The organism is Flavobacterium sp. XS2P24 (assembly GCF_030010285.1).
Classification (GTDB): Bacteria; Bacteroidota; Bacteroidia; order Flavobacteriales; family Flavobacteriaceae; genus Flavobacterium; species Flavobacterium algoritolerans.
In genome coordinates this window covers 53,957-80,469 of sequence record NZ_JASCRU010000005.1, presented here as the reverse complement: position 1 = coordinate 80,469, position 26,513 = coordinate 53,957, and the positions used below count along the sequence as shown (strand labels likewise).

At 35.2% G+C, this 26,513-nt stretch carries 26 protein-coding genes; 12 read left to right on the top strand and 14 right to left on the bottom strand.

Translation table 11 applies throughout. The features are described 5' to 3' along the window. The first annotated feature begins 124 nt into the window (after positions 1-124). The 3 genes from leuD to leuB all read left to right on the top strand — a co-directional run bounded on the left by leuD (position 125) and on the right by leuB (position 3,479). Positions 125-721 carry a 3-isopropylmalate dehydratase small subunit gene (gene leuD / locus QLS31_RS05985; protein ID WP_099713719.1) on the top strand — a complete coding sequence of 199 codons (597 nt, stop codon included), beginning with the start codon at positions 125-127 and terminating at the stop codon, positions 719-721. Between the two features lie 136 nt (positions 722-857). After that, positions 858-2,384, top strand: a complete 1,527-nt coding sequence (locus QLS31_RS05980; RefSeq protein ID WP_282713555.1) for an alpha-isopropylmalate synthase regulatory domain-containing protein — start codon at positions 858-860, stop codon at positions 2,382-2,384. 33 nt (positions 2,385-2,417) lie between these two features. Continuing rightward, positions 2,418-3,479, top strand: coding sequence for a 3-isopropylmalate dehydrogenase (leuB, locus tag QLS31_RS05975; protein ID WP_282743098.1), 1,062 nt, complete (start codon positions 2,418-2,420; stop codon positions 3,477-3,479). Between the two features lie 157 nt (positions 3,480-3,636). On the opposite strand, the gene QLS31_RS05970 is transcribed toward leuB, so the two are convergent. Then, complete coding sequence (locus QLS31_RS05970) at positions 3,637-3,999, bottom strand: RNA-binding protein (RefSeq protein WP_099713722.1); 363 nt, start codon at positions 3,997-3,999, stop codon at positions 3,637-3,639. Positions 4,000-4,155: 156 nt separating this feature from the next. Then, complete coding sequence (locus QLS31_RS05965; protein ID WP_282713557.1) at positions 4,156-4,641, bottom strand: DUF6252 family protein; 486 nt, start codon at positions 4,639-4,641, stop codon at positions 4,156-4,158. Positions 4,642-4,842: 201 nt separating this feature from the next. On the opposite strand from QLS31_RS05965, the gene QLS31_RS05960 reads away from it, so the two are divergent. From QLS31_RS05960 to QLS31_RS05935, 6 genes are all read left to right on the top strand, one after another. Further along, positions 4,843-5,403, top strand: coding sequence for a 30S ribosomal protein S16 (locus tag QLS31_RS05960; protein WP_282743097.1), 561 nt, complete (start codon positions 4,843-4,845; stop codon positions 5,401-5,403). A 15-nt stretch (positions 5,404-5,418) separates the two neighbouring features. Next, positions 5,419-5,943: a ribosome maturation factor RimM gene (gene rimM, locus QLS31_RS05955; RefSeq protein ID WP_282713559.1), complete on the top strand. Its 525-nt coding sequence runs from the start codon at positions 5,419-5,421 to the stop codon at positions 5,941-5,943. Positions 5,944-6,088: 145 nt separating this feature from the next. After that, entirely contained in the window at positions 6,089-6,802 is a 714-nt protein-coding gene (locus QLS31_RS05950) for a methyltransferase (protein WP_282743096.1), read from the top strand. Positions 6,803-7,039: 237 nt separating this feature from the next. Next, positions 7,040-8,218: an acyl-CoA dehydrogenase family protein gene (locus tag QLS31_RS05945; RefSeq protein ID WP_099713728.1), complete on the top strand. Its 1,179-nt coding sequence runs from the start codon at positions 7,040-7,042 to the stop codon at positions 8,216-8,218. Between the two features lie 91 nt (positions 8,219-8,309). Continuing rightward, positions 8,310-9,092, top strand: a complete 783-nt coding sequence (locus tag QLS31_RS05940) for a DUF3050 domain-containing protein (RefSeq protein ID WP_282713563.1) — start codon at positions 8,310-8,312, stop codon at positions 9,090-9,092. A 63-nt stretch (positions 9,093-9,155) separates the two neighbouring features. Further along, the gene (locus tag QLS31_RS05935) at positions 9,156-9,893 is read left to right on the top strand and encodes an SGNH/GDSL hydrolase family protein (RefSeq protein ID WP_282743095.1); all 738 of its coding nucleotides are present in this window, start codon (positions 9,156-9,158) and stop codon (positions 9,891-9,893) included. 37 nt (positions 9,894-9,930) lie between these two features. Here QLS31_RS05935 and QLS31_RS05930 read toward each other — a convergent pair whose 3' ends face one another. From QLS31_RS05930 to trmB, 6 genes are all read right to left on the bottom strand, one after another. Then, complete coding sequence (locus QLS31_RS05930; protein ID WP_073205174.1) at positions 9,931-10,248, bottom strand: 2Fe-2S iron-sulfur cluster-binding protein; 318 nt, start codon at positions 10,246-10,248, stop codon at positions 9,931-9,933. Positions 10,249-10,430: 182 nt separating this feature from the next. Then, complete coding sequence (locus tag QLS31_RS05925; RefSeq protein WP_091172742.1) at positions 10,431-10,670, bottom strand: NifU family protein; 240 nt, start codon at positions 10,668-10,670, stop codon at positions 10,431-10,433. A 68-nt stretch (positions 10,671-10,738) separates the two neighbouring features. Next, a complete protein-coding gene (locus QLS31_RS05920; protein ID WP_282743094.1) occupies positions 10,739-11,866 on the bottom strand; it encodes an Mrp/NBP35 family ATP-binding protein in 1,128 nt (375 codons plus the stop codon). 201 nt (positions 11,867-12,067) lie between these two features. Continuing rightward, positions 12,068-12,397, bottom strand: a complete 330-nt coding sequence (locus QLS31_RS05915) for an MGMT family protein (protein WP_199074752.1) — start codon at positions 12,395-12,397, stop codon at positions 12,068-12,070. A 43-nt stretch (positions 12,398-12,440) separates the two neighbouring features. Beyond that, positions 12,441-13,076, bottom strand: a complete 636-nt coding sequence (locus QLS31_RS05910) for a LysE family transporter (protein WP_099713732.1) — start codon at positions 13,074-13,076, stop codon at positions 12,441-12,443. A gap of 30 nt (positions 13,077-13,106) precedes the next feature. After that, the gene (trmB, locus tag QLS31_RS05905) at positions 13,107-13,784 is read right to left on the bottom strand and encodes a tRNA (guanosine(46)-N7)-methyltransferase TrmB (RefSeq protein WP_099716209.1); all 678 of its coding nucleotides are present in this window, start codon (positions 13,782-13,784) and stop codon (positions 13,107-13,109) included. A gap of 306 nt (positions 13,785-14,090) precedes the next feature. Here trmB and QLS31_RS05900 point away from each other — a divergent pair, with 306 nt between their 5' ends. Together QLS31_RS05900 and QLS31_RS05895 are read left to right on the top strand one after the other, a co-directional pair. Next, positions 14,091-15,692 (top strand): L,D-transpeptidase family protein, encoded by a 1,602-nt coding sequence (locus QLS31_RS05900; RefSeq protein WP_282743093.1) that lies wholly within the window; start codon positions 14,091-14,093, stop codon positions 15,690-15,692. Positions 15,693-15,953: 261 nt separating this feature from the next. After that, a complete protein-coding gene (locus QLS31_RS05895) occupies positions 15,954-17,999 on the top strand; it encodes a M13 family metallopeptidase (RefSeq protein ID WP_282743092.1) in 2,046 nt (681 codons plus the stop codon). A 91-nt stretch (positions 18,000-18,090) separates the two neighbouring features. Here the strand turns inward: QLS31_RS05895 and QLS31_RS05890 are convergent, their stop codons facing one another. After that, complete coding sequence (locus tag QLS31_RS05890) at positions 18,091-18,603, bottom strand: nuclear transport factor 2 family protein (RefSeq protein ID WP_282743091.1); 513 nt, start codon at positions 18,601-18,603, stop codon at positions 18,091-18,093. 241 nt (positions 18,604-18,844) lie between these two features. On the opposite strand from QLS31_RS05890, the gene QLS31_RS05885 reads away from it, so the two are divergent. Next, positions 18,845-20,425, top strand: a complete 1,581-nt coding sequence (locus QLS31_RS05885; RefSeq protein WP_282743090.1) for a L,D-transpeptidase family protein — start codon at positions 18,845-18,847, stop codon at positions 20,423-20,425. A gap of 96 nt (positions 20,426-20,521) precedes the next feature. Here QLS31_RS05885 and QLS31_RS05880 read toward each other — a convergent pair whose 3' ends face one another. The 5 genes from QLS31_RS05880 to QLS31_RS05860 form a co-directional block, all read right to left on the bottom strand. Then, a complete protein-coding gene (locus QLS31_RS05880; protein ID WP_099713737.1) occupies positions 20,522-20,836 on the bottom strand; it encodes an HPF/RaiA family ribosome-associated protein in 315 nt (104 codons plus the stop codon). Between the two features lie 285 nt (positions 20,837-21,121). After that, entirely contained in the window at positions 21,122-22,555 is a 1,434-nt protein-coding gene (locus QLS31_RS05875) for a MutH/Sau3AI family endonuclease (RefSeq protein ID WP_282743089.1), read from the bottom strand. Next, positions 22,548-23,792 (bottom strand): DNA (cytosine-5-)-methyltransferase, encoded by a 1,245-nt coding sequence (gene dcm, locus QLS31_RS05870; RefSeq protein WP_282743088.1) that lies wholly within the window; start codon positions 23,790-23,792, stop codon positions 22,548-22,550. The genes QLS31_RS05875 and dcm overlap by 8 nt, the downstream gene beginning before the upstream one ends. Beyond that, complete coding sequence (locus QLS31_RS05865; RefSeq protein ID WP_282743087.1) at positions 23,782-24,063, bottom strand: helix-turn-helix transcriptional regulator; 282 nt, start codon at positions 24,061-24,063, stop codon at positions 23,782-23,784. The genes dcm and QLS31_RS05865 overlap by 11 nt, the downstream gene beginning before the upstream one ends. A gap of 247 nt (positions 24,064-24,310) precedes the next feature. After that, the gene (locus QLS31_RS05860; RefSeq protein ID WP_282743086.1) at positions 24,311-26,431 is read right to left on the bottom strand and encodes a prolyl oligopeptidase family serine peptidase; all 2,121 of its coding nucleotides are present in this window, start codon (positions 26,429-26,431) and stop codon (positions 24,311-24,313) included. Between the last annotated feature and the right edge of the window lie 82 nt (positions 26,432-26,513).

Genomic DNA, 26,513 nt, shown 5'->3' with positions numbered 1-26,513 from the left:
TAAAATCGACACAACATTCAGTTTAAATTATAGAATATAAAATAATATTAGTTAGCGCTTAAGATTACATTTTCCTCACGGTAAATCAAAAATCAGAAATCGTTAATCAAAAATCAAAAATCAAATGGCATACGATAAATTTAATATCCTTACCAGTAGTGCAGTGCCACTACCAATAGAAAATGTGGATACCGATCAAATTATCCCAGCACGTTTCTTGAAAGCTACCAAACGTGAAGCTTTTGGAGACAACCTTTTTAGAGACTGGAGATACAACGGAGATGACACTCCAAAAGCAGATTTCGTATTGAATGATGCGACTTACAGCGGGAAAATATTAGTTGGCGGAAAAAACTTTGGTTCGGGTTCTTCAAGAGAGCACGCAGCTTGGGCAGTTTACGATTATGGATTTCGTGCTGTAGTTTCAAGTTTCTTTGCTGATATCTTCAAAGGAAACTGCTTAAACATTGGTGTTTTACCGGTACAAGTGAGTCCGGAATTTGCCGAAACAATCTTCAACGCTATTGAAGCTGATCCGAAAACAGAATTGGAAATCAATTTACAAGAACAAACTATTACTTTGTTAGCAACTGGCGCAAAAGAATCTTTTGACATCAATGGATACAAAAAGAATAATATGTTGAATGGTTTTGATGATATTGACTATTTACAAAACATCAAAGAAGAGATTGTTGGGTTTGCCAATACACTTCCTTACTAAAAACAAACAATAAAAAGCAGTTATCTTAAGCTCAATAGTATTGTTAAGCCAGATAACTGCTTTTACCTTTTTATAAAACACAACAGCAAGATTTCAAATCACTGAAGTCAAAACCACTTTTAGCATCAAATTTATAATGGAAAAAAGAAAAATTGAAATAATGGATACGACGCTCCGTGACGGGGAACAAACCTCGGGAGTATCCTTTTCTGCTGCAGAAAAACTAACCATTGCACAATTATTGTTGGAAGAATTAAATATTGATAGAATTGAAATTGCTTCGGCACGTGTTAGCGAAGGAGAGTTTCAAGGTGTAAAAGGGATTATGACTTGGGCTAACGAAAAAAATTACTCCAATAGAATCGAAGTTTTAACCTTTGTCGATGGCGGACTTTCCATAGATTGGATGAAAAAAACCGGAGCTAAAGTCCAGAATTTATTGACCAAAGGATCTCTTAACCATTTAACACATCAGTTAAAAAAAACGCCAGAACAGCATTTTACAGAAATTGCTGAAACCATTGCTTTGGCTACAGAAAATAATATTGAGACTAATGTTTATCTGGAAGACTGGAGTAACGGAATGCGCAATTCGCCTGAATATGTGTTTCAATATTTAGATTTTTTGACCAAACAACCCATCAAAAGAGTTTTATTACCAGACACTTTAGGCGTTTTAATTCCTTCTGAAACTTTTGAATTTATTTCGAAAATTATAGCAAGATACCCTGAAACTCATTTTGATTTTCATGCACACAACGACTACGATTTAAGCATCGCAAATGTAATGGAAGCTGTAAAAGCTGGTATTCAAGGACTCCACGTAACCGTAAATGGGATGGGAGAACGCGCAGGAAATGCACCGCTTGAAAGTACTGTTGCTGTAATCAATGACTTTTTTCCACAAATAGCAATTAGTGTAAAAGAATCATCATTATACTCAGTAAGTAAATTAGTAGAGACTTTTACCGGGTATAGAATTCCTGCCAACAAGCCTATCGTTGGCGACAATGTATTTACACAAACTGCTGGTATTCACGCCGATGGTGACAATAAAAACAACTTATATTTTAATGATTTACTTCCAGAACGCTTTGGAAGAAAACGAAAATACGCCTTAGGAAAAACATCCGGAAAAGCTAATATTGAAAAAAACCTTCAGGAATTAGGCCTACAATTAAACCCTGAGGATCTAAAGTTAGTTACCCAAAGGATTATCGAATTAGGCGACAAAAAAGAAACGGTTACCAAAGAAGATTTACCTTATATCATCTCTGATGTATTAGACAGTCAAACTTATCAAGAAAAAATTGTTGTTGAATCCTATATATTATCTCATGCAAAAGGCATGCGTCCATCGACCACTTTATCTTTAAAAATAGACGGAGAAATAATTGAAGAACACGCGCAAGGTGATGGACAATTTGATGCTTTCATGAATGCATTGGCAAAAATATATAAGAGCAAAAATTTAGAATTGCCCAAGTTGATTGATTATGCTGTACGAATTCCTCCAGGAAGTAGTTCTGACGCCTTATGCGAAACCATAATTACCTGGACAAATAATGAAAAAGAATTTAAAACAAGAGGTTTAGATTCAGACCAAACAGTTGCCGCAATTATAGCAACCCAGAAAATGTTAAATGTGGTTGCAGCCCAATAATAAATAGAAATACATTAATATAAAATAGACCTAATGAAATTTAACATAGCCCTTTTAGCCGGAGACGGAATTGGACCAGAAGTAATCAATGAAGCTGTAAAAGTTTCGGATGCTATTGCAAAAAAATTCAACCATCAAATTACTTGGACACCTGCACTTACAGGAGCTTGTGCCATTGACGCCGTTGGAGTTCCTTATCCAGACGAAACTCATGAAATTTGCATGGCTGCTGATGCTGTTTTATTCGGAGCCATTGGACATCCAAAATATGATAATGACCCAAGTGCTCCCGTTCGTCCAGAGCAAGGTTTATTATTGATGCGTAAAAAATTAGGTTTATTTGCCAATGTGCGTCCAACATTTACATTCCCTTCTTTGATTGATAATTCTCCTTTGAAAAGAGAACGCATCGAAGGAACTGACTTAATTTTCTTAAGAGAACTTACCGGAGGAATTTATTTTGGAGAAAAAGGAAGAAAAGACGATGGGGAAACCGCTTTTGACACCTGCACTTACACCAGAGCCGAAGTACAGCGTTTGGCAAAAAAAGGTTTTGAACTTGCTATGACCCGAACTAAAAAACTATGTTGTGTGGACAAAGCTAATGTAATGGAAACTTCAAGATTGTGGAGAGAAACCGTACAAGCCATGGAAAAAGACTATCCTGAAGTAACTGTGAGCTATGAATTTGTTGATGCAGTTGCGATGCGTTTAGTACAATGGCCAAACTCTTATGATGTCTTAATTACTGAAAACTTATTTGGAGATATATTAACAGACGAAGCTTCTGTAATTTCTGGTTCTATGGGATTAATGCCATCAGCATCTGTAGGAGAGCATACCTCTTTGTACGAACCTATTCATGGATCTTACCCACAAGCTACAGGATTAAATATTGCTAATCCATTAGCGACAGTATTATCTGCAGCGATGATGTTTGAAGATGCTTTTGGATTAAAAGAAGAAGCAGAAGCTATTAGAACGGTAGTTAACAAATCATTAGAACAAGGAATCGTAACAGAGGATTTAGCTTCTAAAGACTCAAAAGCATACAAAACCAGTGAGGTTGGTGACTGGTTAGTTGCTAATTTATAAATTCTTAAAGTTTTTTGTTTAAAAATTGAGTAATAGCTAAGATTACAACCTAAAAAACAACACTCATTTTAGCTTTTACTCAGCTTTAAACAGAATAATAAATAACAAAAAAGGTGTCAATAAAATTGACACCTTTTTTTATAGCTAGAAAAAAATATTAATATCCTCCTCTGTTTCCACCACCACGGTTATCTCCACCACGGCTGTTTCCACCACCATAACCACCGCGTGAATCTCCACCACGACTGTTATTGTTAAAACTTCTTCTTTCACCTTCTGGTTTAGGCTCAGATTTGTTTACTACAATTGCACGTCCTTGAACAGTAGCACCATTCAATTCATCAATTGCTTTTTGAGCTTCGTCATCATTTGGCATCTCAACAAAACCAAATCCTTTACTTCTTCCAGTAAATTTATCAGTAATAATTTTAACTGAATCAACTGCTCCATAAGCCTCGAAAGACTCTCTTAAATCTGCTTCCTCAATACTGAATGGAAGGCTTCCAACAAAAATATTCATATGTACTTATTTAAATAATAGAACAAATGTACTCTAATTTTTTTCTAATCTACTATATATTAGCTTATTTATGTTTTTATTTTAATTTCAAAAAAATTAAAACGAAAATTCTAAAGCAAATAATTAAAGTGTTAGGGAAAACTAATCCCTCGTAGATTACTGACTCAGAGAACGAACTACAGGAACCTTATAAAAAACTCCGTGCTGAAAATTAACAAGTGGACTGGCTAACGAGTTGCTATTTGCATTTTCGGCATTAAACTTAAAAGTACCAGTGATAGTATTATTAATAGCGTCATATTCGGTTATCACAATTTGCCCTTCTCCTATCCCAAAACCGGTAGAAAAAGTAACCAACCCATTGGTAGCATCAGTGAAAGTATAAATTGCTTTTTTAGACTCACTGGTTCCTAAAAAATAAGTTTGAGCAGTAGTAGAAGTAGTTTTTAAAGATAGTGTTTCATTTGCTGTAAAGGATTCTATAAGCAACGATCCATCAGTCGCTAGTGTTGCTCTAGATTGTACGCCTCGCCAAAACACATTATCCTTCATGCCCTGTAGTGAAGGATTATTAAAACTAATATCTTCTTCACAAGAGATTAAAGAAAAAAGTACAACAATAAATAAAAAATATTTTTTCATAAAATGCATCTTTTAGAACAACAAAAGTATGACATTAGACCTAAAAAAAAGTGAAATTGGACTAAAAATAAAAACAATAGCTACACCTAAAACATTACTATTCATTAAAATACCAATCGAATTAGTATTTATCGAGAAAAAATGTATCTTTGCACCCTTAATTAATCGAGGTCGAGTACCTCAAAATTTAATCACAAGATTATGTCAGTAAAAATTAGATTACAAAGACACGGTAAAAAACAAAAACCTTTTTACTGGGTTGTAGCAGCAGATGCTCGCTCAAAAAGAGATGGTAAATACTTAGAGAAAATCGGTACTTACAATCCAAACACTAACCCAGCAACTATCGAGTTAAACCTTGATAGCGCAGTAAAATGGTTGCACAATGGTGCTCAACCTACTGATACTGCTAAAGCAATTCTTTCTTACAAAGGTGCTTTATTGAAACACCACCTTGATGGAGGTATCCGTAAAGGAGCTTTAACTCAAGAACAAGCTGATGCAAAATTAGCTGCTTGGTTAGAAGCTAAAGCTGGAAAAGTTGATGCTAAAAAAGAAGGTTTGACTAAAGCTCAAGCTGCTGATAGAGCAAAAGCTTTCAAAGCAGAACAAGAAGTTAACGCAAAACGTTTAGCTGCCGCTGCACAAGCAGAAGCTGATGCTATTGCTGCTGCAACTCCTGCTGTTGAAGAAGAAGTTGCTGAAGTTGAAACTGAAGAAGCTACAGCTGCAGAAGAAAATAACGAAACAACTGAAGCATAATTTTAGAAGGCGAAGATGCGTAAAGAAGATTGTTTCTACTTAGGTAAAATCGCTAAAAAATTTAGTTTCAAAGGGGAAGTTCTTGCCTATTTAGACACGGACGAACCTGAGTTATACGAAAACTTGGAATCAGTGTTTGTTGAATGCAACAAACACTTGGTTCCTTTTTTTATTGAAAGCAGTTCACTACACAAAAACGACTTCCTTAGAATTCGTTTTGAAGACATGAATACCGAAGAAGATGCCGATGCTGTCATAGGTAACGATTTATATCTTCCCTTAAATATGTTGCCAAAACTTACTGGCAATAAATTCTACTTCCATGAAGTAATTGGTTTTGAAGTTGAAGACAAGCGCCTTGGCGTTGTTGGAAAAATTGAATCCATAAATGACACTACCGCCCAACCCCTTTTTGAAGTTTTAAACGGCGATGTAGAAATTCTTATCCCTATGATTGACCATTTTCTTGTAAAAATTGACAGGGAAAACAAAAAAGTTATCATGGATCTACCGGAAGGACTTATTGAAATGTATCTTTAGAAAAGTTTAATCGGTTATTTGTTTATTCGGTTAATCGAAAAAATCGTTACTCTAAATCAAAGTATTCAGTTGCTAAAATCTGCAATGCTTCGCCAGTTCGCTATCGTTCGGGTCAAAAATCGTTAATCATTAATCTGAAATCTCCATGTCCGAATTCCACTTTAAACAATTTTCAATCCAACAAGATCGTTGTGCCATGAAAATTGGAACCGATGGCGTTTTACTTGGCGCTTGGACACCCATTGAAAACAATCCATTTAGTATTTTAGACATTGGAGCTGGAACAGGCGTAATCGCTTTAATGCTTGCGCAAAGAAGTAACGCGAAACAAATTGACGCTTTGGAAATCGACGAAGAAGCCTACGAACAATCCGTAGATAATTTTGAAAACTCTCCATGGAGTGATCGTTTATTTTGTTTTCATGCCGGTTTAGACGAATTTGTAGAAGAACCAGAAGACGAATACGACTTAATTGTTTCCAATCCTCCATTCTATACTGACGATTACAAATCTGAAAACGAACAACGCGATTTAGCCCGTTTTGCAGATGCAATGCCTTTTGAAGATTTAATCGAAGCCGCCGCTTTACTACTTTCTGAAAACGGTATTTTCTCCGTCATAATTCCCTTTAAAGAAGAAGAAAACTTCTTGGCTTTAGCAGCAGCATACGAATTATATCCTTTGAAAATCACTCGTGTAAAAGGAACTCCAACTACCGAAATCAAGCGCAGTTTATTGGCTTTTAGCCGAAATGAAAATGCCATCATTACTCCTAGTGAATTGATTATCGAAACTTCAAGACACCAATACACAACAGAATATATTGAACTGACAAAGGATTTTTATTTGAAAATGTAATTCAGAATCTTCCCTAAATAGGTCAACCTCCTTATTTTAAACAAATTCCAAACACCAATCAACGATTTTATTGTAAATTAGTAGACAATGTTTTTTTCATTAAAATCATGTTTTGAAAAACAACTTATTTGATTAAGGAATTCGTTATTTTCAATAAAAATAAAAAAATATCACATTTGTTGATGCTTTTGTTATATTTCTTTACGTAAATTTGCATCACATAAAAATTACCTAACCATGAGACCAGACTTATTTCAAGCTCCAGATTACTATAACTTAGACGATTTACTAACAGAAGAACACAAATTAGTACGTGATTCTGCCCGTGCATGGGTAAAACGTGAAGTATCTCCTATTATAGAAGAATATGCTCAAAAAGCAGAATTTCCAAAACAAATCATTAAAGGTTTGGGTGAAATTGGTGGTTTTGGACCTTACATTCCAGAAGAATATGGTGGTGCAGGTTTAGACCAGATTTCATACGGTTTAATTATGCAAGAAATTGAACGCGGTGATTCTGGTGTTCGTTCCACTTCATCTGTACAATCTTCTTTAGTGATGTATCCAATTTGGAAATACGGAAATGAAGAACAACGCCAAAAATACTTGCCTAAGTTAGCTACAGGAGAATACATGGGATGTTTTGGATTAACGGAACCTAATTACGGTTCAGATCCAGGAAGTATGATAACCAACTTTAAAGATATGGGCGATCATTATCTATTGAATGGTGCCAAAATGTGGATTTCAAATGCACCATTTGCTGATATTGCTATTGTTTGGGCAAAAAATGAAGAAGGAAGGATTCACGGTTTAATCGTAGAACGTGGAATGGAAGGTTTTTCTACTCCAGAAACACACAACAAATGGTCTCTTCGTGCCTCATCAACCGGAGAGTTAATTTTTGATAATGTCAAAGTACCTAAAGAAAATTTATTACCAAATAAATCTGGATTAGGAGCGCCACTTGGCTGTCTTGATTCAGCGCGTTACGGAATTGCCTGGGGCGCTATTGGTGCTGCTATGGACTGTTATGATACGGCACTGCGTTACGCAAAAGAAAGAATCCAGTTTGACAAACCTATTGCAGGAACTCAATTGCAACAAAAGAAATTAGCCGAAATGATTACTGAAATCACCAAAGCACAATTATTGACTTGGAGATTAGGTGTTTTGAGAAATGAAGGAAGAGCTACAACAGCTCAAATCTCAATGGCTAAAAGAAATAATGTGGATATGGCAATCCATATTGCTCGTGAAGCCAGACAAATGCTAGGCGGAATGGGAATTACAGGAGAGTATTCTATCATGCGACACATGATGAATCTTGAATCTGTGATTACTTATGAAGGAACCCATGACATTCATTTGTTAATTACCGGAATGGATATCACTGGAATTCCGGCATTTAAATAGTAATAAACAACTATTAAAGTATTTATAAAATTGATAGAAAAAGCTTCTTGGAAACGAGAAGCTTTTTTATATTTACATAAAAATACCACTTATGAATATTGAAACAATCAACAATAGCATTCAGCCCCAAAAAGAACTATTGTTACAACATTCTTTATATAAAAAAGTAAAAACAATTGAGGACTTACAGTGTTTTCTAGAAAATCACGTGTATGCAGTTTGGGATTTCATGTCTTTATTAAAAGCATTACAATCTAAATTAACGTGTACAACAACTCCTTGGTTCGCCACTGAAAATCCTGAAACCAGATATTTGATAAACGAAATAGTCCTTGCCGAAGAATCTGATTTGACAATTGACGGTCGTCGCCAAAGTCATTATGAAATGTATATTGAAGCGATGGAAGCCTGTGGAGCAAATACTGCCGGAATTGAACATTTTTTATCCGAAGTAAATTCGCTTAAAAACATATTTGTCGCCATCAAAAAAAGCAATTTACACCCTAATATTAAAGCCTTCTTAGACTTTACTTTCAGAGTTATTGACGAAGGAAAATCTCATGAAATTGCGGCTGCTTTTACCTTTGGAAGAGAAGATTTAATCCCAAGTATGTTTACCGCTATTTTGAAAAATTTTCAAGAAAATTTCCCGCAAACTGATTTGAGCAAACTCATTTATTATTTCGAAAGACATATCGAATTAGATGCTGATGATCACGGTCCAATGGCAATGAAAATGATAACAGAACTTTGTGGAACGGATGCTCAAAAATGGTCTGATGTAGAAGAAATTTCCATTTTAGCCTTAGAGAAACGCATCGGACTTTGGGATGCTATAGAAGAAACAATTATGATGAATGTTGAATTGGCATAAAACCAATACTTTCAAATAAACGTAACTATTATTTAGAAATGAATTCTATCAAATTTCAAAATAATGAAAAAACAATTCCAAGTAATAGTTGCGTTCTTTTCACTGCTTTTTATCGTGAGTTGCAGCACTGAAAGTCCAATTCCCGAAACAACTCCCACACCAGTAATTACAGCTCCACAAACACAGACCAAATCCTATAATTATTTAGCTATTGGAGACAGTTACACCATTGGACAAAGTGTTTGTGAAACGTGTAGATTCCCCGCACAATTATCAAAAAGCTTAGGCAATTTAAATTCGAACAATACCTATTCTTTAAAAATTATTGCACAAACCGGTTGGACTACCACCAACTTAATTTCGGCTATAAATACTCAGAATCCAACTTCTAATTATGATTTAGTCACACTGCTTATAGGTGTAAACAATCAATATCAAAACAAGCCTTTTTCGTTATATGAAAAAGAATTTCCTGAATTAGTAAACAAGGCTATTGCTCTTGCAAAAGGGGATAAAACGAATGTAATTGTAGTTTCTATTCCAGATTATGCTTATACTCCTTTTGGTCAAGCATCAGGAAATCAAACAACAATTTCTACAGCAATAGATCAGTATAATACTTTTGCAAAAAAATACTGCGATGACAATACGATACTATTTATAAATATAACTGACATCACCAGACAAGGTTTGACCAATAAAAATCTAGTAGCTCAAGACGGATTACATCCTTCGGAATTAGCGTATTCTTTATTTGTAGAACGAATTTTACCAAAAGCGACTACTATTTTGCAAAACTAAAAAATGCATCTTGTTATAGAAACGAGATGCATTTTTTTTAATTTTCCGGAGCCAGCTCCAGTTCTAATCCTTCGAGGCTTTCCGTGATTGGTATTTGACAGCCTAAACGACTGTTTGATTTTACGTAAAATGCTTCTGAAAGCATCGCTTCTTCATCATCGCCCATTTCCGGTAAAGGCACATCATTAAGAACATAACATTGACAAGAAGCACACATGGCCATTCCGCCACAAGTTCCCTCTACAGGAAGCTCATAAGCTTTACATAATTCCATGATGTTCATGGCCATATCCGTAGGAGCCTGTAATTCATGCACTACTCCTTCTCTATCTTTAATTTTTATTAATACATCCATTTTTTTAAATTTGGAATTGGTTTGTTAATCAATTGTATACTTTTGGAATGGGGATTGTTTGTGCGTGAGGGATAATAGCCAGCTACCGAAGTAGCGCGGATAGCCCGACGCTTTTAAGAAAAAAGGCAACTACCCATTATATCGAGTAGCCTTTTTTCTTAAAAGGGTCACGCCCAAAAATATTATAGAATATTTACAACAGTTTCTATTTGTGGTGCAAACTTTTTGATGGTGGTTTCCACGCCGGCTCTCAATGTCATTTGGTTTACACTGCAACTGGTGCATGCTCCTTCGAGACGTACTTTTACATGTTTGTCGTCTTCGATAGAAATCAGTGTGATATCACCGCCGTCAGAATTCAAAAAAGGTCTGATTTCTTCCAGTGCTTTTTGAACTTCTACTAATAATTCTTCTGTTGTCATTTTCTTTATTTAAAGATTGAAAGATTAGAAAATTGAAAGATTAAAAATCATTTCAACCATTCTAATTTCTATTTTTTTACTGCGGAACAACCGGCCATAGTTGTAATTTTAACAGCCTCAGTCGCAGGTAAACTTTCGTTTCTACTTACTACTTCCTGTACTACGTTTCTAGTGATTTCTTCGAAAACAGTTTCGATTACTGAACCTGTTTGCATCGCAGCCGGACGACCGTAATCTCCTGCTTCACGAATAGATTGCACAATTGGCACTTCGCCAAGGAATGGTACGCCTAAGTCTTCTGAAAGATTTCTGGCACCTTCTTTTCCAAAGATATAGTATTTATTTTCAGGTAATTCTTCCGGTGTGAAGTATGCCATGTTTTCAATAATTCCTAAAACAGGAACATTTATAGCTTCAGACATGAACATCGAAACTCCTTTTTTAGCATCGGCCAAAGCTACTGCTTGTGGAGTACTTACTATTACAACACCCGTAATTGGCAATGATTGCACGATTGAAAGGTGAATATCTCCTGTTCCCGGTGGCAAATCGACTAACATGAAATCCAATTCTCCCCAGTCCGCATCAAATATCATTTGGTTCAACGCTTTGGAAGCCATTGGTCCTCTCCAAATTACCGCTTGACTTGGTGCTGTGAAAAATCCAATTGAAAGAATTTTTACTTCATAACTTTCAACCGGTTTCATTTTTGATTTCCCATCAACTGTTACAGAGATTGGTTTTTCATTTTCTACGTCAAACATGATTGGCATGGATGGTCCGTAAATATCGGCATCCAGAATTCCTACCGAAAAACCCATTTTTGCTAATGATACCGCTAGATTTGCAGTAACAGTAGATTTTCCTACTCCACCTTTACCAGACGCAACTCCGATAATATTTTTTATTCCCGGTATTGATTTTCCTTTGATTTCTGGTTTGTCCGGAACCTCAACTTTACTATTGATTTTGATTTTTGCATCCGGAGATACTAATTCAAGAATTGTTTTTTTGATATCGTCTTCTGCACGTTTTTTAATGTGCATCGCCGGTGTGTGCAATACTAAATCCACTACAACCTCATCACCAAAAGTAATCACATTTGCTATTGCACCACTTTCAACCATATTTTTCCCTTCTCCAGCTATAGTAATCGTTTCTAAAGCTTTAAGAATGTCTTTTCTATCTAATTTCATTTTTAGTTTACTGTTTTATATTGGCATTTTAGCGCCAGAATATTATCTTTATTTAAACTGATTTCAGATTACAAAGATACTATGAAAAGTTCTTATTATAAAGAATTTGTATTGCATTTATTGATGAAGAAATTGAGGGCGGTTATTCGAGAAAATATCGCTTTTGGACCACTACAAACCTGATGTATTCACTCTTACCGATTACTCAATCCTAACTTCCGGTTGCCAGAAATGTTTTTCGAAATCCACAATTTGGTTATCAACAACTTCTATGCCTTCGTTTTCCAATAATTGCTGCATCAAATTGGTTCCGTCAAAATGAAGTTTACCTGTGAGCAATCCTTTTCGATTGACCACGCGATGCGCCGGAACATCTTCAAGATTATGCGAAGCATTCATTGCCCAGCCCACCATTCGAGCAGAACGAGCAGTTCCTAAAGCTTTTGCAATAGCACCATAAGAAGTGACTTTTCCGTAAGGAATTTGTCTGGCGATGGCGTACACACGTTCAAAAAAGTTGTCGTTTGACATATTTATAAAATCAGATAAAACGGTATTTTTATGCTGTTTAAAACTACCTCAAATAATATCGAATAATATTAATCAAGGTAATTAAAGCTATCAATCCTGTTATACTTCCTATGATAGTATTCATGTTTTTCATCATATAATTCGTTTTATCTTCTATTTTCTGGAAGAAAGTGATATATAAATAAAAAACTAGAAAAGAACCCAATACCACACCCGTTACAAAAATAAAAACATGTGAAATATCAAACACAAACAAATTATAAGAAGCTAAAGTGATACTTACAAAAACATAATATGGAATGGGGAAAAAATTAAGTGCAGAGAGTAACATTCCAAGAAAAAAACGAGTAGAAGTACTCTTCTTTTTGATTTTCCCTTTCTTCGCTTTTGGCTTTTTGGCAATCAGCAAGAAATAAATGGTTAATACTGAAAAGATAACAAATCCTACTTCTCGCAGTAAAACAATCACATCCGGTCTGCCTTCAATGTACCTGGCAAATAATATGGCCAGTGTCGCTTGGAAAAAAATTACAATTACCGCTCCTAAAACAAACCAATACGCGCTTATCTTTCCTTCTCTCAGATTCACTTTGGCGGCTGTCATATTGATTAATCCAGGAGGTGTAATCCCTACAAAAGCAGTAACAAAACCCAAAAACAAGGAAGTAATTAAATTCATAGGCAAGATACGAGGATCAAAAAAGCAAAATTATTCTTTAATTTTAAATCGAATATACGTAATTGCTTTGTTAATTTCCAAATATTGTTTTTCATAAAAAGTTTGAAATGCAGTCACTTCTTCCGGACTTCCCTCATTTACATACACATTATGATTGGCATATAAAACTTCGTGTCCTTCACCGTGCAATAACCCAAGAGTGTATCCGTGCATGAACTCGCTGTCGGTTTTTAAGTTTACGACACCTTCTTTTTTAAGGATTTTTTTATACAATTGCAAAAACTCCGAATTGGTCATTCTGTGTTTTGTGCGTTTGTATTTGATTTGTGGATCCGGAAAAGTAATCCAGATTTCGTCCACTTCATTTTCGGCAAAAATGTGGTTGATTAATTCAATTTGAGTTCTGATGAAAGCCACATTATGCAATCCGGTTTCAACAGCAGTTTTGGCACCACGCCAGAAACGTGCTCCTTTGATATCGATTCCCACGAAATTTTTATTTGGATATCTTTCGGCAAGACCTACTGAATATTCTCCTTTTCCACAGCCTAATTCCAGCACTAATGGATTATCATTTTTGAAGAATTCCGAATTCCATTTACCTTTAAGCGGAAACAAATCTCCTACTACCTCTTCTCTCGTTGGCTGAAAAACGTTATTGAATGTTTCGTTTTCCTTGAACCTTTTTAATTTATTTTTGCTTCCCACTTTTTCAGAATATTTCGGCAAAATTAAGGAAATATATAAGACCGAATGGTTTGCCAGAGAAAAAATAAAGAAAATCATTCCGAAAATCTTCGCAATTGTAAAATTATTTTTTCGGTTGCATCGTATTTATAAGAAAGTCTTCCATAAACACAATTGTTTTTTCATCATTTTCTCAATTTTCCTGAAACAAATAAAATCAGAAAATTAACATAATACACTAAAAATAAGCGATTTGAAAGCAAACACATTGTTAATTCACTTTACACCAAGAATATATTTCTTTACCTTTATATAAATAATTATGCCATGAGAAAATATGTTTTATCCATAGCAGTTATATTATTTGGCTTTTCGCTTGTCACTGTTTACCATAACAGAAATGAAAATCTGACGGCTAAGATGATTGCTTTTGCCCTGTATGTCTTTCAGGAATCTACTGATGACAAATCCATTGACAGCACTGATGTTGTCCGTTTTTTCAAAAAATATCCCAATTTAAAAAAACACCAGTCAGACGTTAATGCTTTGTACAAAAAACGAAATTACACTTCTATTTGGTTTGATAAAAAAGGGCTCATTGAGTTTGCCAATTTGTTATACTCCAAAGTAAATAAGCTGGAGGAAGAAGGTTTAAAATCCCAAATTGCATACAAAGAAAAAATTGATGCTGTTTTTAATGATACTAATTCAGATGATTTATCCCAAATTGAAACAGAACTCATGCTGTCTTCCATGTATGTTTTTTATGCTAAAAAAGTATACAAAGGAATTGACATTGAAAAAACAGATGAAATGGGATGGTTTTTACCCAGAAAGAATCTGTCCTATGAAAATCTTTTAGACTCTTTATTAGTTGATCCCAAATTATTAAGCAAGAATGAACAACTGTTTGGACAATATTACAAACTGCGCGAAGTATTAAAAAGATACCGTCAAATAGAGAAAAAAGGCGAATGGAATCCCATAGCAATAGATTCATTGGAAAGAGTATTCAAACCAAAAGACAGCTCAAAAACCATTGGACAAATCAGACAGCGACTTGCCGTTACAGGTGATTTAAAACTGGACTCTAAAAGCAATGTGTACGATGCCGAATTAATGGCGGGCATCTTGAATTATAAAAAGCGAAATGGCTACAAAACAGATTATCTCATTGCATCCAAGCACATTCAACGCATGAATATCCCCATCGAGAAATACATTAAGACCATTATAGCAAATATGGAACGCTGCCGATGGATTGACCCAAAGCTCACAATAGCAGACGAACACATCATTATAAACATCCCATCCTATAAACTCTTTTACAAAAAAGATGGCGTAAATATATTAGAATCAAAAATACTTGTAGGGAAAAACATGACTGAAACAGTTGTTCTCAGCAGCAACATAACCAAAATAGTATTCAGCCCTTATTGGAATATTCCTAAAAGTATCGTCGAAAATGAATTAAAGGATTTAATGACTTTAAACGAAGACTATATGACTACCCATAATATCGAATGGAACAATGGGAATCCCAGACAAAAACCCGGCCCTAGAAACTCTTTGGGACTCGTTAAGTTTGTCTTTCCAAACTCGGATGATATTTATTTACACGATACACCTTCCAAAGATTTATTTCAATACGAATACCGAGCTTACAGTCATGGTTGCATTAACATTGAAAAAGCCAAAGAACTAGCGTTGTTGATTTTAAAAGACGATCCGGATTGGCCAATCGAACGCATCAATGAGGCCATGAAAGGCGAAAAAGAAACGCCTTACATCCTGAAAAAGAAAATTCCAATTCACATTGGCTATTTCACCGCTTGGGTAAACGATTCGGGAGAAATTAATTTTTATAACGACATCTACATAAGAGACGAACGTCTAGCAGAACTCCTTTTCTCCGATGATTCTAAATAAACTTATTGTTTGGACTGCCTCGTTTTATCACCCTATTTTACTTTCATTGAAATAGACATCACAATTCACTTTTACTTCTATATAGTGCCAATGTAGTAGCGCTTTAACATTTATCTATTTCATCTAAAAAACGATACAAATCAGTAAAACCAATGGTTAAAGTCTCTAGATTAAAAATAATTTAGTTTTAAGTATTTAATAATCAATTTATTATAAAAACGTTTCTTTTTTTAATTACATTTATATTCTAAAATCCAACTTATGAAACTAAAACCATACCCAATTAAAACACAACTCGTGTTGGTATCTTCCATTTTGTTGCTAGGTGCTTTTAACACTTCTGAAAAATCAGATCTGCTCCTTTCCGGGATTAACAAGGAAAACATGGACACATCTGCTAAACCAGGTGATAATTTTGATGCCTATGTCAACGGAACCTGGAAAAAAAATACAAAAATACCAGATGACAAAGCCTCTTATGGTGCTGGCTATATGGTTTATGAAAAATCACAAGAAGACGTTAAAGCCATTATTGAAGCTTCTTCCAAAGGTGATTTTGCAGCCGGTTCCGATGAACAAAAAATTGGGGACTTTTATGAAGCCTTCATGGATACTAAAACGAGGGATCAAAAAGGAATTACACCCTTACTTCCGGAATACAAAAAAATTGATGCAATAAACAACTATACTGATCTGGCTGCTTATTTTGGATATGCGAATAAATCCGGAAGCAACATTCCTTTTTCCGTTTCGGTAATGGAAGATTTAAAAGATCCAACCCAATACATGCTTATTTCTTGGCAAGGTGGTTTAGGATTGCCCGATAGAGAATATTACTCGCTTGAAGATGCCAAATCTAAAGAAATTCAAAAAAAATATGTAACCCATATTGAGAAGATGTTGCAACTTGGTGGAATAGCCAATGCACCTGATTTATCTAAAAAAATCATGGCATTAGAAACTGTTTTGGCTGCCCAACACATGAAAAAAGAACAAACCCGTGACATTGTAAAACTGTACAACAAATATGCTATTAAAGATTTGAGCCAACTTATGCCTGATTTTAATTGGGCCAGCATGTTACAGAACGCCGGAATCCTGAACCAACAAAACATCGTCGTTGCACAAGTTGATTACATCAAATCGCTCAACACAATCATAAAAACAACACCTTTAACCACTTGGAAAGCCTACCTGAAATGGAATGCCATTCATGGATCGGCAACATCATTGAACACCGCTTTAGACAATGAAAATTTTGATTTCTATGGCAAAACCCTTAACGGGATACAAGTAAAACAACCGTTATGGAGAAGAGGTGTTGACAGAGTAAACAATAGCCTTGGTGAAATTGTTGGAAAGGTTTATGTAAAAAAACACTTCTCTCCTGAAGCCAAAGAACAAGTAACACTTTTGGTTAAAAATCTTCTTAAAGCTTACGGGGAAAGCATAAAAAATCTGGATTGGATGAGTCCTGAAACTAAAAAACAAGCCTTAGACAAACTCTCTAAATTCACTCCAAAAATTGGTTATCCTGACAAATGGAGAGATTATTCTACCTTGAAAGTCGTAAAAGGCGACTTGTACGGCAACCAACAAAAAGCCACCGCTTTTGAATACAACAGACAAATTAATAAATTAGGAAAACCTGTAGACAGAACCGAATGGGGAATGACTCCACAAACCGTAAACGCTTACTACAATCCTCCACTTAATGAAATCGTATTTCCTGCAGCCATACTACAGCCACCTTTCTTTGATGTAAAAGTGGAAGGTGCTGCAAACTATGGCGGAATTGGCGCGGTAATAGGGCATGAAATTGGTCATGGTTTTGATGATCAAGGAAGCACCTTTGATGGTGACGGAGTGTTGCGCAATTGGTGGACACCTGAAGATTTAACTGCTTTCAAACAAAAAACAGGCGCATTAGTTGCGCAGTACAATGCTTTTAAAGTATTTCCAGATCTTAATGTGAATGGTGAATTTACCCAAGGGGAAAACATAGGCGATTTAGGCGGATTATCCATTGCTATAAAAGCCTACAAAATGAGTCTCGAAGGAAAAGAATCGCCTGTTTTAGAAGGTTTCACCGGTGAACAACGCGTGTTATTAAGCTGGGGACAATGTTGGTTAGATAATACTCGTGATGAAGCTTTGCGAAATCAAATCGCTACTGATCCACATTCGCCGGCAAAATTCAGAGTTAATGGTGTAGTGCGCAATATTCCTGAGTTTTATACCGCTTTCAACATACAACCTACCGATTCCTTGTATCTGGCTCCTGAGAAAAGAGTCAAAATCTGGTAATCATACGATGTATTCATAATAAAAAACCTCTGCTAAAAAGCAGAGGTTTTTTTATGTAAAAAAGAAATCCTACCAGAAATCGTAAAAGGATTTATTGTTTCGATTTCAATCTTTTTATCATGGCATCTTCGATAGAAGCCTTAACTTTTATGACTTCACTCGAGTTGTCATTTGGAATCGTCATAGACAAAACGTAGTGTTTTATTTTCCACTCCTTGCCTATTTTTACCAAAACACCCGAGCCACGGCAAATCTTCATTTGGGTATTCAACAATTCATCAAACCAAGCAGTTTTACCCGTTTTATCAAAATAAATGTGGCGCTCCAAAGCAGTAAAACTCCACGCTTTCCCTTTATCAAAATGCGGTTTTGCATACGCCTGAAAATCCTTTTTATTCCAATTCTCGGTCGCATCGGTACCAATGAAAATAGCATCCTCTGTCATCAAACTAAAATAAGCATTATAATTAGCTTCTGCTGCGGCTTTATGCCAAGCATCAAGAGTGGAATTGATGTTTGCTTTTTCTTTAGTATTGTCTTGATCTGTAGAAATAAAGGAGGAAAACAGCAAAATACTTAAAGAGAACAACATTATTTTTTTCATAATTTTTGGATTTTCAGAAATTTATTGGATAAAAAAATTTGGTTTAAAAATAAAATAAAAAAATTAAACAGCTAATTTACAGCTACTTAAATCCCGTAAAAGATTGAATTTTACTCTAAAAGTAAAGATACTGTTTTAATCTTAAAAAACACAGCCTCTGCAGCACTGGTAGTACGATACGGGATTTGACGTATTTTTGTAATGCCTTAAAAGAATTCTTTTACCCGTTAAAATTCAACCTATGAGAAAGTTATGTTCCCCAATACTGATTATTGCTTTTACAATGCTGTTGACTATTGTTTCCTGTAAAAAGAAAAATAATCCCGATTCCTCTAAGAATCAAACCAGTTTAAATACCGTTGAAATTGCTTTTGACAGCACACAGCTTACTACTTTTTTTGAAAAATATCCAAAACTGAAAAATTACCAAGCTGATGTAGAAAAATTATACCGCAAACATCAATTTCATTACATCTGGTTTGACAAGGACGGACTCAATGAATTTGCAGGTTTGCTATACAACAAAGTGAATAATTTGAGTCAGGAAGGAATTGAAACTGAGATTCCGTACAAGGAAAAATTAGATGACATTTATGATAATCCGGAGGACAATCAAAAAGCAAGTATTGACACCGAGTTATTGAGCTCCGCACTGTACTTTTTCTACACGAAAAAAGTATACGATGGAATCAGCACTCAAAAATCAAAGGATTTAGGATGGTTTTTGCCTCGAAAAAGACAATCGTATGTCAATTATTTAGATTCATTGTTAATCAATCCTTCTTTAATCAACAAAGAAGAAAAAGGTGTATTGAAACAGTATTACCTGCTGAAAGATGTCTTGCAGGAATACCGCAAAATAGAAAAAAAGGGCGGATGGAAAGCCATCGCTATAGACACAACGGTCAAATCCTATAAACCCGGAGACAGTGCCGCAGCCATTGCACAAATCAGAACGCGCCTGTTTATCACGGATGATATTTCCCGAGATTCTAAAAGTGCCGTTTATGATGATGAATTAGCAACCGGGATTTTGAAATTCAAAAAGAGAAGTGGCAATTTGCTGAACAAAACGATTCTGCCGGAACACATCAATTATATGAATGTAACGGTTGCGGAACGCATTAAAACCCTAATGGTCAATATGGAACGTTGCCGATGGATTTCGAATGACATCACCAAATCCAAGGAATTAATCGTGGTGAATATTCCAGCATATGAACTGACTTTTTTCAGAGACGGAAAACCAGAATTACGCTCTAAAGTTGTGGTGGGAAAAGCGATGCACAAAACCGTTATTTTTAGTGCTCCTATGAAGTACATCGTATTCAGACCCTATTGGAATGTACCGACCAGTATTTTAAAGAAAGAGATTCTTCCTGCTATTGAAAAAAATCCAAATTACCTCGCCGAGCACAACATGGAATGGAAAGACAGCAATGTAAGACAAAGACCAGGGCCTGAAAACTCATTGGGATTAGTGAAATTTTTATTCCCAAATTCGAATGCGATTTATTTACATGATACACCATCCAAAAGTTTATTTGGTAAAGAGGACCGCGCTTTTAGCCACGGTTGCATTCGTGTCGCCAAGCCAAAAGAACTAGCCGCCGCGATTATGAAAGATGACAAGAAATGGAATCCTGAAAAGATAGAAAGCGCGATGAACGGCGGAGAAGAATATTGGTACACGCTCAAAAACAAAATTCCGGTATACATTGGTTATTTCACTGCTTGGGTAGATGCGGACGGCGTGGTTCATTTCTATGAAGATGTCTATAAAAGAGACGAAGCATTAGCAACCTTATTGTTTGACAAATAAAAGCACACCCTCTTCCTACAGAGAATAACAACCAAAAAAAAAATGACACTATCCTATAAAGACAGTGTCATTTTTTGTTTGCCAAAAGGCAACTATTTAATACGCTTTCTGTTTTTCGAAAGCTGTGTCCAACACTTTTTTTATTTTGTCTAAGGCTCCGTGAAATGCTTTCTCTGTAGTATCGGCATGATTGGTAACCGCTACAGGTTGCATATTTACTGGACGGGCTTCGATAAGGCATCGTTTGTCGTTGATTCCGAATTTATCACTGTTTTCGTCTGCAAGATGCACTTCTAAACGGGTAACTTTATCTTCAAAACGCGCCAAAGCTGTTCCTAATTCCTCCGCTATATACGCTTTCAAACGTGCGTGTCCCTCTACATTGTTGTCTGTGTTGATTTGTACTGTCATGTTTTTATTTATTTAATGTTCTATTCTCAAATTTACCGATTGCAGTATAAAAAACCGAACCAATTAATAAAACATTGGGAAAATAAATAGCAGAAAAATCGAATTTAAGGAAGGGAATGGATTATCCATTTTCTAAATAATTATATATGAAGTCGTTCTCGGTTTCAAACTCTGAATCAAATTTTATTACAAATCGAGAAGTTAGTTTATCAACCCAAGTTTCAATTTCTAGTTTTGAATTTTAATTATCCAAAAAAAGCAACTATGAATTTAACATATGATGATTTAAGAATGGTTTTTAATAACTTCTTTAATGTACGAAGAGTTTAACCAATAACTTTTTTTCTTTTCCATTGATCCGAAAGGTGTTTCCATTAAATCAAAACTATTTATAGCTTTTGGCCTTACATGGCAAATTCTCTTATCTGATATTTTAATAAAATGATTAAAATCATTAGAAGTTATTTTCCCCTTTGTGTCTTCCCAAAAAAGTCTTGAAACCTCTATGTCGTTTACAGGCATTGTCCAAAAAAAGACTCCCTTAAGCCTTAAAACACCTTCAAAATCCTTCTGGAAAATAATAAAGAAAAATCTTTTTATTATTGTATTGTACCAATAGGAATCTTCCCATTCTTCATTAACAATTTCTTTATATTGAATTTGTCCAAAAGACATACTTTCTTTCAATGCCCCTGAATTTTCAAGCTTAATAGTTTTCATTAAAACATCCGCTTTCTCAAATTCTTCAATCTTTTTATTTGTAACTCCCATTATGAATTTTGAGAGAATATTTAAAATATTTTTTGCAGTTGGTTTATCAATTTTAAGTTTTTCAATTATTTCGTCTGTTGAAAACCCTATAAAAGGGTTAAATTTTTTGATTACTAAATCTTCAAAAGTTTCTCCTTCTTTATATTCATCTATTGATTTTACAATAGGTTCAACTTCTTTTAAATTTATTCTTTTATACTCCGCTTTAGGTTCAGATAGAGAGTTATCCTCATTTAAAATTTTATCATACTCGTCGTAGTCAATTAAAATTTCTTCATTGGTTAAACTTTTTTCAATAATGAAATTAAGATATTTAGATTTCAATGAAAAGGCTCTTTGCATTGCCATTTCACCAGAAAAAGGCTGAGATCTCAAAGAAGTATTATTAGCTCCTTTTGTACAAGCTCCTAAATAAAGAGTATCTCCTTCAGAAATTTCATGCGCCTTTCCATTTTTAATCTTTAGAACAATATTAGTCCAATCATCTTTTATTATTTTTAAATCTGTAGCTGGGAATTGCCAAAGTCTTATAATTTTGAATATATAATCAATATCTAATTTTTCTTGTTCATGCAGATAAAACATTAACAACAAAAGTTGGTTCTTCCTCCAAAAACTACTTGTATTAAAGTTTTCTTTATACTCTTTTTCAAAATCTATAATATTGAAAACAAGTCTTTCTTTTGATACAAAACCCTTTTTTATTTTTTTTAAAGGAGTGGTTTTTAACTCCATCCCAACCTTGTAAAAATCAGGTTCTGGCTTTGAATTAGGTTCGTATTTAAAGTACAGTTTTTCCACTTTTTGACCGAATCCTCCTTTTCCCTTAAAAATGCCATTATCAGTAATTGGCAAAACAATTGACAATGATTTATTTAGCAACAATGAAGCATATCCTACAATTGAATCAATACTACTGTCATCATATGGCAAAATGTTGTTACTCATTTTTACTGTTTATTTGATTATTAAGTACTTTTCCAATTTTTTCAATAACCCCAACTACTAATGCATTTCCCATAAAAAAGGCTCTTTTAGTATCTGTAATGCCATCTAATTTAGTATGATTATCTGGGAACATATTCAACCTTTCTAATTCAACAGGTGTAAGCCTTCTTAACCCCTTTTTGGTATTTACAACATGCTTAAATCTCGAAGCAGATTTACCTCCTTCACCTGTTATTATAGTTCGTGATGCATTATCTAATGCATCTGGAAAAATCATTGACCCTTCACTATAACTATACTCAAAATCACTTGCAGTTTTACGTATCTCTTTTTTTGAACCTTTCAAATATTCCCATTTAGGTAAATCATCAGCATCAATAAAAAAATCATCTGTTACTTCTCCATTTTGTAAAACATCTCTTAATACCGTTTTACTTCCATCATAATTTGGAACTGTTTTCATTGTATAAATTTTACCATTTATCAATAAGCCAGTATTAAGAAAAGGTGACAATTTCCCTCCTTTATTGAAGTTTTCTGTTATTTCTACCAAATCTCCATCTAATTTAAAAGAATTTGCATTTTTAATATTCTCTATAGTTACAGGAAAAGCATTTGCAATTGTTCCTTTTTCAAGTAGCCAATCTGCTTTTTCAGATTGTTTCATTTTTTTATAGATTTCGGTCGATTTATGGTATCCAAGAAAAAAAATTCTCCTTCTACGCTGAGGCATTCCGTATTCAGCGGCATTAATAACTCTCCACTCAACCGCATATCCTAAATCATCTAAACTCTTAAGCATAACAGAAAAATCTCTTCCTCTTTGACTAGATGGAGATTTTAAAAGTCTGTCAACATTTTCCAAAAACAAGTATTTTGGCTTATTTTTCTTTTCACTTAATATTTTATGGATTGACCACCACAAAACTCCTTTTTTTCCAATAAGCCCTTTCGAATTATGCAAAGTAGTTGCCACAGAATAATCCTGACAAGGAAAGCCTCCAACTAATAAATCATGATCTGGAATTTCTGAAATTGAAACTTGTGCAATATCCTTATTTGAATGATTTTCAGGGCCAAAATTTGCTTCATAAACCATTGAAGCATGCTGTATTTTTGTTGATGGTTCCCATTGATTACTCCATACAACATCATAATTTTTTGTTTTTTCTAAACCAAGTCGAAATCCTCCCACGCCAGCAAATAGCTCAACTACTTTTATTTTTTTAGATTCCATTTTTAAATTCATTGTTGTTAAAAAAAATTGGGAAATCAGTATCGAGTGCAAGGATTATTTTCTCCATTATTTCAATAGAAACATTTCTTTTTCCTTTCTCGATATCAGAAATATAATTCCTGTCAACATTCGAAATATTAGCGAGTTGCTCAATAGAAAAGCCTTTATTCTCTCTTAATTCTTTTACTTTATGACCGAATTTTTCTTTAATATCCATATTTGATAAAATTAGTTTTACGCCTACAATTGACCCGCCTACAATTGACCTCATTAATTTTTAGTTTTCAACCTGATTTTTTGATAAGTAAATTTATTCCACAAAAAAACGCTACTCTTTCGAATAGCGTTTTTTGAATTTTGTATCAATTTATGATGTGATTGCGTGGTTCTTCGCAATGACAATCGTGTGAGAAATCGAATGCCCTAGCCCTGATAACAGTGAAAATCCTTTATTTCCGACTTTTCGGCGGATATAAAGATTGTAACGGATAGCAGGAATAAGCTCCTAAAAATAAATCTTATTTAGGTGATTTTTGCAATTCGGTTACGCCCATATTGAATAAGGTAAAGGCCTGAATATCGACATTTTCCTGAATGGTTGCCGCTACGGATTTTCCGGCGCCGTGTCCTGCATTGATGTCAATACGGATTAGGGTTGGGTTTGTTCCAGTTTGTTTTTCCTGTAATTCGGCAGCAAATTTAAAACTGTGCGCCGGTACTACTCTATCATCGTGATCGCCCGTTGTCACCATGGTTGCCGGGTATTGAATCCCTTTTTGTATGTTGTGTACGGGAGAATATCCCTTGATGTAGTTGAACATTTCCTTGCTGTCCTGCGCCGTTCCGTAATCATACGCCCAACCTGCTCCTGCGGTAAAGGTATGGTAACGCAACATGTCCATCACGCCCACTGCCGGTAGAGCAACTCGCATCAAATCCGGACGTTGCGTCATGGTAGCGCCCACGAGCAATCCTCCGTTTGACCCACCACGAATGGCTAGATACTGCGAAGAACTGTATTTTTGAGCAATCAGGTATTCTGCCGCTGCGATGAAATCATCAAATACATTTTGTTTTTGCATTTTGGTTCCCGCATCGTGCCATTTTTTTCCGTATTCGCCACCACCACGTAAATTAGGCACAGCATAAACGCCTCCGTTTTCCATCCAAACGGCATTAGCAATACTGAAACTTGGTGTCAAACTCACGTTGAATCCTCCGTAACCATAAAGCATCGTGGGATTTGTACCGTCAAGTTTCAATCCTTTTTTGTGGGTGATAATCATTGGGATTTTGGTTCCGTCTTTGGAGGTATAAAACACTTGTTTGGACTCGTATTGCTCGCTGTCGAAATCTACTTTTGGTTTTTGATACACCGCCGAAGTTCCGGTTTGTGGTTCGAATGAAAAAGTAGAACCCGGAGTAATGTAATTCGTAAACGAATAATACAAGGTTTTTTCTTTTTTCTTTCCGCCAAAACCACCGGCAGTTCCTACGCCCGGCAATTTAATTTCACGAACCAGTTTCCCGGAATAATCATATTGTTTCACCACCGAAACAGCATCTTTCATATAATTAGCAAAGAAATACCCGCCACCTGTTGATGGAGACAACACATTTTCCGTTTCTGCAATAAAGTCTTTCCAGTTTTCCGGCTTTGGGTTGTTGACATCCACGGTAACGATGCGTTTGTTGGGCGCATTCAAATCGGTTTCTATGAATAATTTTCCGCCTTCGTTTTCGATGATGTTGTTGCCGCTTTTGAAATTATCCACAATAGTCACAATAGGACTGTTCGGTTTTGTCAAATCTTTGATGTACAACTCGTTTCCGTACGTAGAATTAGACGCTGTGATAACTAAATAACGGTCATCCTCAGTCACGCCACCGCCTACATAACGGCGTTTTTGATCGGCACCAAAAATTACTTTATCGTCTTTTTGTGCGGTTCCTAACTTGTGGAAATACAGTTTATGTTGGTCGGTTTTTGCCGATAATTCGCTTCCTTTTGGTTTGTCATAACTGGAATAGTAGAAACCTTCGTTTCCCTTCCAGGACACGCCGCTGAATTTCACATCAACAATAGTGTCTTCAATAATTTTTTGGGTAATGGCATCCATAATAATGACTTTTCTCCAGTCGCTTCCGCCTTCTGAAATGGCATAGGCTACTTTAGAACCGTCTTTAGAGAAATCCAATCCGCCAAGCGAAGTGGTTCCGTCTTTAGAAAACGTGTTGGGGTCCAAGAACACGGTTTCGGTTCCTTTGGCGTCTTTTCTATACAACACCGATTGGTTTTGTAAACCGTTGTTTTTATAGTAATACGTGAAATTCCCTTCTTTGAAAGGCGCTCCTATTTTTTCGTAATTCCACAGTTTTTCCATTCTTGCTTTTAACGCATCACGAAACGGAATTTGAGCCAAATATCCATAAGTCACTTCGTTTTGGGATTTTACCCAAGCACCAGTCTCAGCAGATTTGTCGTCTTCAAGCCAGCGGTACGGATCCGGAAGTTTAGTATCGAAATACACATCAACAGTTTCCCCTTTGGTGGTTACGGGATAAGTTACCGGTTTTTGGTTTTGTCCAAAAGTCGCCATTGCAGAAGATACAGCCATTATTAAAAAAGTTTTTTTCATTAGTTAATTTTTTAGGTTGTTACAAAAATAAGGAAATAGTTAGTGTTCTAAAGTTGACCAAGTCTTAAATAAAACCAAAAAA